General features: G+C 71.7%; 12 protein-coding genes. 6 read left to right on the top strand and 6 right to left on the bottom strand.

Features of this window, described 5'->3' with window-relative positions; translation table 11 throughout:
• The first annotated feature begins 250 nt into the window (after positions 1–250).
• Both ACFY2A_RS18805 and ACFY2A_RS18800 read left to right on the top strand, forming a co-directional pair.
• Entirely contained in the window at positions 251–1,297 is a 1,047-nt protein-coding gene (locus tag ACFY2A_RS18805; protein WP_363922737.1) for a hypothetical protein, read from the top strand.
• A 70-nt stretch (positions 1,298–1,367) separates the two neighbouring features.
• On the top strand, positions 1,368–2,696 hold the full coding sequence (locus ACFY2A_RS18800) for an ABC1 kinase family protein (protein ID WP_387173068.1): 1,329 nt from the start codon (positions 1,368–1,370) through the stop codon (positions 2,694–2,696).
• Between the two features lie 302 nt (positions 2,697–2,998).
• Here the strand turns inward: ACFY2A_RS18800 and ACFY2A_RS18795 are convergent, their stop codons facing one another.
• The 3 genes from ACFY2A_RS18795 to ACFY2A_RS18785 all read right to left on the bottom strand — a co-directional run bounded on the left by ACFY2A_RS18795 (position 2,999) and on the right by ACFY2A_RS18785 (position 6,073).
• Positions 2,999–3,364, bottom strand: coding sequence for a WhiB family transcriptional regulator (locus ACFY2A_RS18795; RefSeq protein ID WP_099849908.1), 366 nt, complete (start codon positions 3,362–3,364; stop codon positions 2,999–3,001).
• Between the two features lie 131 nt (positions 3,365–3,495).
• Positions 3,496–3,780 carry a hypothetical protein gene (locus ACFY2A_RS18790; protein WP_363922733.1) on the bottom strand — a complete coding sequence of 95 codons (285 nt, stop codon included), beginning with the start codon at positions 3,778–3,780 and terminating at the stop codon, positions 3,496–3,498.
• A gap of 139 nt (positions 3,781–3,919) precedes the next feature.
• The gene (locus ACFY2A_RS18785; protein WP_387173065.1) at positions 3,920–6,073 is read right to left on the bottom strand and encodes an ATP-dependent DNA helicase UvrD2; all 2,154 of its coding nucleotides are present in this window, start codon (positions 6,071–6,073) and stop codon (positions 3,920–3,922) included.
• Between the two features lie 92 nt (positions 6,074–6,165).
• Between ACFY2A_RS18785 and ACFY2A_RS18780 the strand changes: the two genes are divergently transcribed.
• The gene (locus tag ACFY2A_RS18780) at positions 6,166–6,408 is read left to right on the top strand and encodes a mycoredoxin (RefSeq protein WP_164447927.1); all 243 of its coding nucleotides are present in this window, start codon (positions 6,166–6,168) and stop codon (positions 6,406–6,408) included.
• Positions 6,409–6,508: 100 nt separating this feature from the next.
• Here ACFY2A_RS18780 and ACFY2A_RS18775 read toward each other — a convergent pair whose 3' ends face one another.
• The gene (locus tag ACFY2A_RS18775) at positions 6,509–7,861 is read right to left on the bottom strand and encodes an MFS transporter (protein ID WP_387173063.1); all 1,353 of its coding nucleotides are present in this window, start codon (positions 7,859–7,861) and stop codon (positions 6,509–6,511) included.
• A gap of 217 nt (positions 7,862–8,078) precedes the next feature.
• Between ACFY2A_RS18775 and ACFY2A_RS18770 the strand changes: the two genes are divergently transcribed.
• From ACFY2A_RS18770 to ACFY2A_RS18760, 3 genes are all read left to right on the top strand, one after another.
• Positions 8,079–9,059 carry a helix-turn-helix transcriptional regulator gene (locus tag ACFY2A_RS18770; protein ID WP_363922727.1) on the top strand — a complete coding sequence of 327 codons (981 nt, stop codon included), beginning with the start codon at positions 8,079–8,081 and terminating at the stop codon, positions 9,057–9,059.
• 68 nt (positions 9,060–9,127) lie between these two features.
• A complete protein-coding gene (locus ACFY2A_RS18765; protein ID WP_363922725.1) occupies positions 9,128–9,364 on the top strand; it encodes a DUF397 domain-containing protein in 237 nt (78 codons plus the stop codon).
• Between the two features lie 211 nt (positions 9,365–9,575).
• Positions 9,576–9,848: a hypothetical protein gene (locus ACFY2A_RS18760; protein WP_363922723.1), complete on the top strand. Its 273-nt coding sequence runs from the start codon at positions 9,576–9,578 to the stop codon at positions 9,846–9,848.
• A 137-nt stretch (positions 9,849–9,985) separates the two neighbouring features.
• Here the strand turns inward: ACFY2A_RS18760 and nudC are convergent, their stop codons facing one another.
• Positions 9,986–10,939, bottom strand: a complete 954-nt coding sequence (gene nudC, locus ACFY2A_RS18755; RefSeq protein ID WP_387173060.1) for an NAD(+) diphosphatase — start codon at positions 10,937–10,939, stop codon at positions 9,986–9,988.
• A 94-nt stretch (positions 10,940–11,033) separates the two neighbouring features.
• Positions 11,034–12,368, bottom strand: a complete 1,335-nt coding sequence (locus ACFY2A_RS18750) for a M16 family metallopeptidase (RefSeq protein ID WP_387173058.1) — start codon at positions 12,366–12,368, stop codon at positions 11,034–11,036.
• Positions 12,369–12,423 lie beyond the last annotated feature (55 nt).

The following is a 12,423-nucleotide window of genomic DNA, read 5'->3' as shown; positions in this document are numbered from 1 at the left end:
TGGTTTTTTTTGTCCCAAACTCCTACCCCGCTTGGGGTTTTTTTTTTTTTGTTTTGGTGGGGGGGGGGGGGGGGGGGGGGGGCCCGGCCCCCCCCCCCCGCTCGCATGCATGGTGACTGTCGGACCACCGACAGTAGTACTCGCGAGTTGTGGATAACTCGCCGAATCCTGTGGACAGCCCTGGATCCGGGGCTGGCCACCTGTGGACAACGATCGACGGAAAGCGCGGATGCGGTCACTGTTCGTGCTCATGACGCGAACCACCGAACGCCCGCCGTCCCCCCGTCCCCGCCTGCTACCGGGACTCACCCGTCTCTGGCGCGACCGGCACACCCTTCAGCTCGGCCTCGGTCGGGAGCGGGCGGTGCTGGTCGAGGTGGCCGATCCCCGGGCCGCCCGGCTGCTCGACCTGCTCGACGGCACCCGCAGCGAACGGCAGGTGCTGGCCGGGACGGAAGTCCGCCCGGAACACGCCCGCGCCCTGCTCGACGCCCTGCGCACCGCCGGTCTGGTGGTGCCGGCCCACACCCTCGTACCCCGGGATCTCACCGGACCGAGCCGGACCCGGCTCGCCGCCGAGGCCAGCGCGCTGGCGCTGGCCACCGCCCGGTTGCCGGGCACCCCCGCCCAGGTGCTCCGGCGCCGCCTGGCCGCCCGGGTGACGGTCACCGGCAGCGGTCCACTCGGCCCCGCCATCGCGGTCGCCCTGGCCCAGGCGGGCGTCGGTCATGTCCACCCCGACCTGTCCGGGGCGGTTCGTCCGCTCGATCTCGTCGGCACCGGTATCACCGCCACCGAGATCGGCAGTCCGCTCGACGCCGCGGCCCGGGCGGCGGTGCAGCGGGCCGCCCCCGGCACCGGTACCGGCCCGCTGCGCCGGCCCCGTCCCGATCTGGTCGTGCAACTCGGCTGCGATCGGCCGGCCGCGCTGCTGGCCGTCGGTCACGCCCAACGGCGACAACCGCACCTGCTGGTGGACATCCGGGAGGGAATTCCGGCGGTCGGCCCGCTGGTCCGCCCGCCGGTCGGCCCCTGCCTGCGCTGTCTTGACCTGCACCGGGCCGACCGGGACCCCGGCTGGCCGACGCTAGCGGCCCAACTCGCCAGCACCCCGCCCACCCCGGCCTGCGCCGTGAGTCTCCTGCTGACCGCGACCGGATACGCCGTCGGCGAGGCACTGAGCCAACTCGACGGCGGCACCCCCGAGACCCTCGGCGGGTCGGCCGAGGTGGTGGCCCCCGGCAGCCTCCGGCGGCGCTACTGGCCGCCGCACCCGCGCTGCCGATGCGGCAGCTGAACAGTGCACCGGCAGCGCGGGTGCGGCTGCACGGCAGCAGCAGGCCGGTCGAGTCGGTAACAATGACCACGTGACCGACATCCCGCGCCGGGCCGTGTCCCGGACCGCCAAGCTCGCCGCTCTGCCGCTCGGCTTCGCCGGCCGGACCGTCCTCGGCATGGGAAAGCGCGTCACCGGGCTCGCCTCCGACGTGATCTCCGCCGAGATCCAGCAACGCACGGCCGAGCAGTTGTTCAGCGTCCTCGGCCAGCTCAAGGGCGGGGCGATGAAGTTCGGTCAGGCGCTGTCGGTGTTCGAGGCCGCCCTACCGGAGGAGATCGCCGCGCCCTACCGGCAGGCGCTGACGAAACTCCAGGAGGCCGCGCCCCCGCTGCCCGCCGCCAGCGTGCACAAGGTGCTGGCCGAGCAGTTGGGCCCGGCCTGGCGGGACCGGTTCGTGGACTTCGACGATTCCCCGGCCGCCGCGGCGAGCATCGGGCAGGTGCACCGGGCCGTGTGGCGGCTACCGGACGGTTCCGGCCGTAATGTCGCCGTGAAGATCCAGTATCCCGGTGCCGGCGATGCCCTGCTCGCCGACCTCAAGCAGCTCTCCCGGCTGGGGGGTATGTTCCGGGCCATCCAGCCCGGGCTGGACATCAAGCCCCTCCTGGCCGAACTGCGGGAGAGGATCACCGAGGAACTGGACTACGAGTTGGAGGCGGAGTCGCAGCGGGCCTTCGCCGCCGGGTACGCCGACGACCCGGAGATCTACGTACCGGAGGTCTTCCACGCCTCCCCCCGGGTCCTGGTCACCGAGTGGATAACGGGCACCCCGTTGGCCGACATCATCCGGTCCGGCAGCGAGGAGCAGCGCGACGAGGCTGGCCGGTTGATGGCCACCCTCCATCTCTCCGCGCCGGCTCGGGCCGGGCTGCTGCACGCCGACCCGCATCCCGGAAACTTCCGACTGCTGCCCGACGGCCGGCTCGGCGTGATCGACTTTGGGGCGGTGGCCCGGATGCCGGAGGGTACGCCGGAACCGATCGGCCGCATCGCCGGGCTGGCCCTGCGCGGCGACGCCGACGAGGTCGAGGCCGGGCTGCGGGCCGAGGGCTTCGTCAGTGGCGCCGAGCCGATCGACGCGCACGCACTGCTGGAGTTCCTGCGTCCGATGCTGGAGCCGATCGCTGTCGACGAGTTCCGGTTCACCCGGGCCTGGCTGCGCGCCGAAGCCACCCGGCTGGCCAGCCCTCGCTCCCCGGCGTACCAGTTCAGCCGACAGCTCAACCTGCCGCCGTCCTACCTGCTCATCCACCGGGTGACGCTCGGGTCGATCGGGGTGCTGTGCCAACTGGAGGCCAAGGCCCCCTACCGGGGCATCCTGGAACGTTGGCTGCCGGGATTCGCTCCGGTCGGCTGAGTGGTGCGGCGATGACGCGGCGGGCGGGGACCCTCGGTCCCCGCCCGCCGGCTGCGTGTTCGTCCTACAGAACGCCCAGTTCGCGGGCTGACCGGGCGCGGCCGGTCATGGCGATGGTACGGGCGGATCGGGTTGCCTCAGTGCTCGTGGTGGTGCGACCGGCCTGAGGCCGGAGCATTCGAGCCCTCGACAACGCTTCGTGGAGTAGGTACATCTCGGCTCCGTTCGGAAGGTGCAGCATGGTGGTCAGCTTTCTCTCGGCCGGTGCGACACCGGCGGGGTCGGTCTGAATCGGGAACATGTCAGGCAGCCAGCCGGACAGCGCTGCGCGACGCGGCGAGACCATTGGCCGCCAGCCGCGCCTCGGCCTCGACCCGCAACTCGGCGTCACGGGCGAGGTCCTCCTTGCGCGGGCGGCCACGGGGCCGCTTGCGCGGAACGACCGCGCCACGCTCGAAGATCTCGCCACCCCAGACGCCCCACGGCTCGGCCCGCTCGACCGCACCGGCCAGGCACTCGACGCGCAGCGGGCAGTCCCCGCAGAGCGACTTGGCCAGTTCCAGCTCGGTGGGCGAGTCGGAGAACCACAGGTCGGGGTCGAACTTCCGGCAGGGCAGGTTCGCCTCCACCTCGACGCTCACGTCGAGCGGGGCCAACGCCAGACTCATCGCCCGGTCACCTCTCTCTCACTGCGATCTCGTGGATCGCTGTTCAGACGTACTTCGGCGGTGCAAAAAACTGAGGCCGCGGATCCCGGTATGCGGGTTCCGCGGCCTCGAGGTGAGCCGGTGGTCTGGTGTCAGACCGGTCTACCTCGAGGTGGAACACCGCGGACGTCCATCCGCTTGTTGACGCCATCGACACCCTTGCCCGTGAAGCCACTGCTCCCCTGGAGCCCGTTCGTGACCGGTGCGAGGATCAGCTCGGCCTGAATCTCGGCCCGGTGCACCTGCGGAGCCCACGGTCGCGCGGCGACGGTGGTGGCCCGGACTTCCGCCAGCGGAGCGGCAGTCATCAGGGCAGCCGACAGCGGAGCGACGGCAACGGGCAGCGCCGTCGGACGCTGGTAGATGTAGCTCTCCATCGGTGCCACCTCCTTTGACGTTCACTCGTGGTCGACCCGGAAACAGACCCCGTGAGCAGCCCGAACAGGGCCCCCTTCGAGGTGTGCCCTGAGGCTATGCCGGCTGGTAGGGCGAGGGCAAACGAATTAACGGTCAGATTCAGAAAGTTTTCTGCGGGCAGATTTCGTCGACGGTCGCGCCCCCCACCAACGCCAGCACCGCCTCCCCGTACAGGCCCAGCTTGCGCGGTCCGATCCCGGCGATCGCGACCAGTTCCTCGGCCCGGCCCGGTCGCCGCTCCGCCAGTGCCACAAGCGTCGCGTCGGTGAACACCACGTACGCGGGCACCTTCTGCGCCCCGGCCACCCGGGACCGCCACTCGCGCAGCCGTTCGTGCAACTCGTCGTCGATGTCGGAGGGACAGGTGGCACACCGGCCCAGCTTGCGGTCCGGTCCGGCGAGGAGGGTCGTGCCGCAGATCCGGCAGGACACGATCCGGGTGGCGGCCCGCCGTTGCGGAGCCCGCCCCGGTCGTCCCCCGTCGGCCCGCTCCGTCGCGACGGCGGGCGCCAGTTGCGGCAGGAATCGACTCGGTCGCCGGGGCCGGCCGCCCGGCGAGCGCGCCGAGGCGTACGACAGCCAGAGCCACTGCCGGGCCCGGGTGATACCGACGTAGAGCAGTCGGCGTTCCTCCTCGACCTGCTCGGTGGTGCGCGCGTACGTGGTGGGCAGGGTGCCCTCGGCCAGGCCGACCAGGAAGACGGCGTCCCATTCCAGCCCCTTGGCGGAGTGCAGGGAGGCCAGCGTCACCCCGTCCACGGTCGGCACGTGCTGCTGGGCCGCCCGCCGGGCCAGTTCCTCGGTGAAATCGGTAAGGGTGACCGGACGCTCCACGGTGGCGGCCACTCCGAGCGGCAGGATCTCCGGCGTGGCCGCGTACTCCTCGGCGAGTTGAACCAGCGCGGCCAGCGCCTCCCACCGCTCACGGGCGGCGCCCCCGGGCGGTGGAGCATCGGGTGCCCATCCGACGCCGGCCAGTGCCTCGACCACCGCCGCCCGCAACGGGGTCTCACCCGGCAGCGACCGGGTCGCCGCGCGCAGTGCGACCATCGCCTGGCGCACCTCGGGACGTTCGAAGAACCGCTCCGCCCCCTGGACCTGGTACGGCACGCCGGCCTCGGCGAGCGCCTTCTCGTACGCCTCGGACTGCGCGTTGGTGCGGAACAGCACGGCGACCTCGCGGGCCGGGGTGCCGGCGTCGATCAATGCCCGGCAGCGGGCGGCGACCGCGGCGGCCTCGGCCGGCTCGTCGGTGAAGATCCGCCGTTCCGGCTCCGGGCCGGCCGGGCGCTGCCCGACCAGTTCGAGGCGCAACCGCGCCTCGGTGCCCCGCGCCTGCGAGATGACCGCGTTGGCGAGGCCGACCACCTGCGGCGTCGACCGGTAGTCGCGGACCAGCCGGACCACGGTGGCCGCCCGGTGCCGACGCGGGAAGTCGACCAGGTACGCCGAGGTGGCCCCGGTGAACGAGTAGATGGTCTGGGACGCGTCGCCGACCACGGTCAGGTCGTCCCGTCCGCCGAGCCAGGCGTCCAGCAGCCGCTGCTGCAACGGGTTGACGTCCTGGTACTCGTCGACGACGAAATGCCGGTACTGGTTGCGGACCTGCTCGCCGACGTCCGGATGCTCCTCGATCCCCCAGACCGCGGCACGCAGCACGTCCTCGAAGTCGATCACCCCGCCGGTCCGCTTGAGCCTCTCGTACGCGGCGAACACCTCCGCCACCTTCGCCGGCTCGTGCGAGGTCTCCCGCAGCGCCTTGGCGGCGGCCACCACGTACTCACCCGGCTCGACGAGGGAGGACTTGGCCCACTCGATCTCACCGGCGAGGTCGCGGGCAGCCGTCCGGTCGGCCCGTAGGCCGGCTCGCGCCGCGGCGAGAGTGACCAACCGGACCTTGCTGTCCAGCAGCTCGGGCATGGCCCGGCCGTCGAGCAGCCGAGGTGCGAAGTAGCGCATCTGGCGCAGCGCCGCCGCGTGGAAGGTACGTGCCTGCACGCCGGCCACGCCGGTCACGGCGAGCCGCTGACGCAGCTCCGCGGCGGCCCGGGCGGTGAAGGTGACCGCGAGCACATGACGGGCCGATATCTCACCGGTCAGTGCCCGGTAGGCGATCCGGGACGTGACGGCCCGGGTCTTGCCGGTACCGGCGCCGGCGAGCACGCAGACCGGGCCGGCCGGGGCGGTCACCGCCGCGCGTTGCTCCGGATCGAGCCCGGCGAGCACGCGTTCGGACGCGGAGTTAACCACCACAGCGGGGAATTGTCGCAGCTTCCCCGGACGTTGCAGCGGATAGCCTGTGCTTGATCGGCAAGCCGCCGGGCGTGACGTTGGAGGATCTGACCATGCTGACGATGTATTCCACTCCCTGGTGCGGCTACTGCCACCGGCTGAAGTCGCAGCTCGACCGGGAGGGGATCGCCTACCAGGTGGTCGACATCGAGCAGGATCCGGCGGCCGCGACGTTCGTGATGCAGGTCAACGGCGGTAACCAGACGGTGCCCACGCTGCGCTTCGCCGACGGCAGCGCGCTTACCAACCCGTCGATCAACCAGGTCAAGCAGCACCTGGCGAGCATCGCCGCCTGACCCGCACCAACCCGCCTTCTCCCGATCCTCCCGCCGTTTCCTGCGTCGATCATGAAGTTGTTGCCCCGGGTAATCGCTTACCGGGACAACAACTTCATGATCAACTGCGCCGGAGAGGGTCGGGGGTTCGGGCGAGGGCACCTACCTCGGTCGCCCGGGCCTCGGGTGCCCGGCGTTGGGCGGGGACCGGAGGTCGTGGCGGTGGCCCGGGCGGTGGGCTCAGGTGGCGCCCGCGCCAGAGGTAGTTGCCGGCGAGCAGGGTCGCCAGGCCGACCGACGCGAAGACCAGCCGGTAGTCGAGCAGGGCGACGACCAGCGCGCCCATGCCGATCGAGAACGCCTGCGGGAACCTGACCGCCGCCTCGGCGGCGGCGGCCACCCGGCCGAGCAGTTCCGGCGGAGTCCGCCGTTGGATCAGGGTGTGCAGCCCGACCAGGGTCAGCGGCAGCGACAGACCCGCCATCAGCACCGCGGCGAGGCCGAGCCACAGATTCGGGTACGCCAACATCAGCGCGGCAGGTCCGAACAGCGCCACGCCGACGGCCAGGGCACCCAACTCACCGATCCGCCGCAGTACGGCGGCGGAGAGCAGCCCACCCACCAGGCCACCGATGCCCTGCACGGTGAAGAGCACGCCGACGAACGCCGGTTCCCGCCCGAGCCCCCGGTCCACGTACGCGAAGATCAACGACTCGGTGAAGCCCATCACCAGCGAGCCGAGGCCGTATCCGAGCAGCGCCCGCCGCAACGCCGGCTCGCCCGCGAGGTGGCGGAGTCCGGCGACCAGTTCCTGCGGCCAGCGCGGTCGGTGATCGGAGCCGCCGGCCGATGCCATTGACGACGTGTGCGGCGCGGGCGACGTGTGCGGCGCGGGCGTGGTGTCCGGCGCGGCAACCACCCGCGGCACGCCGACCACCACGGCGGCGACCAGGAATCCGACCATTCCGACCAGGGCCAGCAGCCAGCCGCCCAGCGCCACGTACAGGCCGGCACCGGCGAGCGGGCCGATCAACCGCAGCCCCTGCCGTGCCGTCTGCAACGCCCCGTTCGCCTCACCGAGCAGGTCCGGCGGCACCATTTCCCGCACCAGGCGACTGAGCACCGCCCCGACGGTCAGGTTCGACAACCCGTACAGCGCGGCCACCGCGTAGATGAGCCACATGTCGCCCGCGTCGCGGACCGCGAAGAGGGGGGTGAGCAGCAGCGCCGTCGCGAGGTTGGTGACCACGAAGAAGGGACGCCGCGGATACCGGTCGACGAACCACCCGACCAGCGGCGCCAACGTGCGTGGCGCGAGGATGACGAAGATCGTGGCACCGGCGAGGCCGTCCGATCCGGTGAGGTCCTTCACCCAGACAGCGAGCGCCAGCAGCAGGATCGACTCGGCGGTCATGCTTGCCAACAGCCCACCGAAGAGCAGGCGGAAGTCCGGGCGACTCAGGACGGTGCGCATTGATCCTCCGGTGGCGCGACTCGGGACGGCGGACGGGTTCGGCGGAGCCGGCGACGTGAATCGCGCCGACCGGAGCCGCTGTCGGGTCTGCGTATTTCTGATGACACGCCCTCCGCCGGTACCTCCGGCGCCGGTCGCGACGTCCATACTGACCGTGGGGGGCGAATTTCATACAGTTACCGTCGCGTCCGCGGCGGTCGACGGAAAAGAGGACACTGTGCCTCCTGCCGTACCCAGCCCGATCCTGCGCCGCCGCCGGCTCGGCGGCGAACTGCGCCGCTTGCGCGAGGCCGCCGGGCTCACCGGCGACCAGGTCATCGAACGCGTCGGCTGGGCGTCCGCGTCCAAACTGTCCCGCCTGGAGAACGGTCGCAGCCGACCCGATCCGGGCGATGTCCGGGATCTGCTCGACCTGTACCACGTCGACGACGTCCTCCGGCTGGAGCTGCTCGGCATCACCCACGAAGCCGGCGACATGCGTGGTTGGCTCAAGAGGTATCCGGCGATGACGCAACAGCAGCGCGGCTTCGCCGAGCTGGAGGCGGGTTGTGCCGAGATCTCCGAGTACAACCCGGTGCTGGTGCCGGGGTTGTTGCAGACCACCGGGTACGCGCGGATGCGGATCTCCTCGGCCTGGCAGGTCGACCAGGCCGCCGGCGCCCCGGAGGCCGAGGACGAGATCGAGACGGAGATCAGGGCCCGGTTGGCGCGGCAGTCGGCACTCACCCGGGAGACCGACCCACCCCGCTACACCGCGGTGCTGGAGGAGTCCGCGCTCGGCCGCCGGGCCGGGCCGCCCGAGGTCCTCCATGAGCAGTTGACGCAGCTCTGCGAGCTGGCCATGCTGCCGAACGTCACGCTGCACGTCCTTCCCCGGGACACCCCGATCGGCCAGTGGTACCTACCGCCGACCGCGTTCTCGGTCTATCGGTTCGCCGATCCCCTCGATCCGGAGACGCTCGCCATCGAAGGTGGCTTCACCGACGTCATGTCGACCGAGGTAATCACCCTAAATCGCTATAAAGTGGTGTTCGAGTGGCTATGCACGGCGGCACTCTCCGCAACGGACACCCTCTCCTGGCTGATGGAGTCGTCGGGACGGCTGTCCGTCGCGGCGAACCCGCCTACTGTGGCCAGTGGTCCGGCAACGGCGCCGGCCCAACGCCGCAGTTCCTCCGGGCGCCTGACGGAACGGTGACCAGCACCGGCCCGCCGTCGGGACGTGCGGTGCCACTCGTTCCATCGGTTCACCTCAGGAGCGCAACGATGAACGAGTTCCGCAACACGCCATCCGTCCTCGCCCAGCTCGCGGGCGCGCCCTGGCGCACCAGTACGCGCAGCCAGACCTCCAACTGCGTGGAGGTCGCACCGCTGTCCAACAGTCCCGCCGCGGTGGCGCTGCGCGACAGCAAGGACCGGAGTGGCCCGGTGCTGCTGTTCGGCCGGGCGGGATGGCAGGGCTTCATCTCCGGCGCCAGGAACGGTCAGTTCGACAAGCACTAGCGCGGACGCCCCGACGGGGCCGCCGGCTGAGCAGCCGGCGGCCCCGTCGTCGTCTGCCCACACCGACGCTGAGCAGGGATCGGATGATCGGTCGGGTCTGCGGACCGATGGGCGCGTTTCACTTGCTGAGACGAGCGTCGGGCGTACGATGACGAAACAGTGACGTGGAACTTCCACGGTTCCACCCGTCGCGACACATCCGGAGACCCACATGCGGTTCCTGATCGTTCGCACCGAGATTCGTGCCGCCGCCGACGCCGACATCACCGCCGCCTGGGCCGGAGGTCAGCGGCTACGGGACGAGACCGCCCGGCCCGAGCCACGACGCCAGGTCGTCCACGCCGACGACCGCGACGCCGCGCTGCTGCTGGCCCGCGCAATCGCCACCGTGGGCGTCGTACGCTCCGGTAAGCAGCGGGTCAAGGTGCTGCCGCTGGACGAGGCACACCACCAACGAGCCGCCCCCGGCTGGCCCGGCACCTGAACCACCACTCGTCCGTCGTGGTCGACCGGCTCCCCCGCCGAGTTCCTCACCCAGCCGACCACGACGGCCCGTGTCCCCGGTCCGTGACCGCCGCGGCAACGACGGTCACGGACCGGGGCCGCACCGCGGACATCCCCTCAGCAGTGCCCGTCGAGCCAGCGGTGCACCAGAAACAGCGCGATCGACGAGGGCGGTGGCAGCAGCAGGCGGGCGTCGCCCACTTCGACCGGCCGGCCGGCGAGCGCCGCCTCGATCTCCTGCCGGGAAAACCAGCGCGCCTCGGCGATCTCGGCCGGATCGAGCCGCAGCGGGCGCCCCGGGTCGGCGGTGGCCAGGAAGCCGAGCATCAGCGAGCCGGGGAACGGCCACGCCTGGCTGCCCGCGTACGCGATGTCGGAGACCTCGACGCCGACCTCCTCGCGGACCTCGCGCAGCACCGCCGCCTCGGCCGACTCACCCGGCTCCAGGTAGCCGGCCAGGCAGGAAAACCGTCGTCCGTCCTTCGTACTGGGCCAGGTGGCGTTGTTGCCGAGCAGGCACCGGCCCTCGCCGCCGCCGACCCCGTCATGCACGAGCACGATCATCGCCGGGTCGGTACGCGGCCACACCCGCTCGCCGGTGGGATCCACCCGGGTCCAGCCGGCCTCGTCCGCCCGGGTCGGCTCACCGGTCACCGGGTGGTAGAGATGCCTCAGGTGCCAGTTGGTCAACGCCAGCGCGGTGGTGAACAGCCCGGCGTCCCGGTCGCTGAGCAGATGCCCGACGTTCCGCAGCTGGGCCGGCCGGGTCTCCGGCACCGCCGGCAGGGTGCCGTGCACACAGAAGACCGGTGCCCCGTCCGGCTCGACACCGAGGAACATCGCGCCGACGGCGAGGGCCGGCGGCAGGTCGTCGGCAGCCACCAACACCAGCTCCGGTACGGCGGTGTCGGTGCGTACCAGGGCCCACCCACCCGCCTCGACGTCGAGCACCAACACCCGCGCCCCGGCCCACGCCTGAGCCAGCCACTGCGGATCGGTCCGCCGGTGCGCCGCGCGATCGAGCGTGGAGCGGGCCAACGGCGGGCTGCTGTTCCCGCACCCGCTCACCACGGAGCTCCGCCGCGACGGCGGCCGACGTGCGGCGCTCCGCTGCGAGGCCGGCCGACATGCGGCACCGCCACGCGACCACGACGACGCACACTCGTCACGGGACAGGAACGGTCTCGACCTGGGCCAGCGTGGCCAGTGACTCGGCGACCCGCTCGGCGTCGCCGAGCACGACCGTGACAGCTCGTGACGGAGCGAGATAACGAGCCGCCACCTCGGTGACGTCGTCGACGCCCACCTTCGCCAGCCGGGCCGCGTGTTCGGCCAGGAAGTCCAGCCGCAGGCCGTTGCCGGCGTACGCGCTGACCAGCGAAGCCAACCCGGCCTGAGTGGAGATGCCGAGCTGGAGCGTGCCGAGAGCGTACTGCCGGGCCTGTTCCAACTCGTCCGGAGCGGGCGCCACGGTGGCGAGTCGGCCCAGCTCGTAACTCGTCTCCAACAGCGCCGGTGCCGTCACCTCGGTGGCCACCTCGGCGGCGGCCACAAGCACCGAGCCGGCCACCGTGTGCTCGATCAACGAGTGCGGACCGTACGTGTAGCCCTTGTCCTCCCGGATGTTCTCCACCCATCGCGAGGAGAAGTAACCGCCGAAGATCAAGTTGGCGAGCTGCAGGGCGGCGTGGTCGGGGTGGGTACGCGGCACCGCCGGCAACGCCACCCGCATCGACGACTGCACCGACCCGGGTCGGTCGACAAGCAGCAGCGGACCGGGTTCCAGCGGTGGGGCAGGCGGTACGTCGGCCGCGTGCCCGACACCGTTCCAGCCACCGAGGGCCTTCTCGGCCGCGTCCAACGCCCGCTCCGGGCGCAGATCGCCGACCAGCACGAGCACCGCACCCGCCGGATGCACCCGCTGGGCGTGCAGCGACCGCAACGCCGCCGGACGGACCGCGCGGACCTGCTCCGGCTCCGGTGTCTGCACGGCGTACGGGTGCCCGTCGAAGATCCGCCGAAGCAGGGCCGTACGGGCCAGGTGCGCCGGCTGGCTCCGGGCGACCTGGATGCCGTCGACGAGCCGGTCCCGCTCGACGCCCACCCACCCGGCCGGGTAGTTGGCCCCGGTGAGGACGTCGGCGAGGATCTCCAGCATCCGGTCCAGCCCGGTGGCCAGGCCGGTGCCGGAGATCATCAGCCGGTCCGGGTCGAGCCCGGCGGAGAGCCCACCGCCGATCTTCTGCAACTCCGCGGCGATCTGCACGCTGCTCATCGTCTCGGTGCCGGAGAGCAGGGTCTGCGTGAGCAGGTGACCCCGGGCCAGGTGGGCCCGTCCGAAGGGCATCCAGAGTCGCAGTTCCACCAACGGGACCGCCGGCCGGCGTACCACGATGACGGTGAGCCCGTTGCCGAGCGTGCGCTCGGCCTGTCGGGGCAGCTTGAGCCGGCGGGTCGGGCCCAGCGGCGGCAACGGTCGTCGCGGTGCGGTCTCGGTCACCGGGACCCACCTTTCGTTCGCGACTGCGGGGCTCGCAAAACCGGCTCACTCCTCG

It is taken from the genome of Micromonospora sp. NPDC000442 (assembly GCF_042898635.1).
In the GTDB taxonomy this organism is placed as follows: domain Bacteria; phylum Actinomycetota; class Actinomycetes; order Mycobacteriales; family Micromonosporaceae; genus Micromonospora.
Note: the sequence above shows the minus strand (reverse complement) of the source record. Positions and strands in the feature narration are given on the sequence as shown.

Coding starts and splice junctions, on each gene's coding strand:
- ACFY2A_RS18765 (WP_363922725.1), top strand. CDS start 9,128: ATGAACGAGTTCCGCAACACGCCATCCGTCCTCGCCCAGCTCGCGGGC.
- ACFY2A_RS18760 (WP_363922723.1), top strand. CDS start 9,576: ATGCGGTTCCTGATCGTTCGCACCGAGATTCGTGCCGCCGCCGACGCC.
- ACFY2A_RS18790 (WP_363922733.1), bottom strand. CDS start 3,780: ATGGAGAGCTACATCTACCAGCGTCCGACGGCGCTGCCCGTTGCCGTC.
- ACFY2A_RS18775 (WP_387173063.1), bottom strand. CDS start 7,861: ATGCGCACCGTCCTGAGTCGCCCGGACTTCCGCCTGCTCTTCGGTGGG.
- ACFY2A_RS18795 (WP_099849908.1), bottom strand. CDS start 3,364: ATGAGTCTGGCGTTGGCCCCGCTCGACGTGAGCGTCGAGGTGGAGGCG.
- ACFY2A_RS18780 (WP_164447927.1), top strand. CDS start 6,166: ATGCTGACGATGTATTCCACTCCCTGGTGCGGCTACTGCCACCGGCTG.
- ACFY2A_RS18805 (WP_363922737.1), top strand. CDS start 251: ATGACGCGAACCACCGAACGCCCGCCGTCCCCCCGTCCCCGCCTGCTA.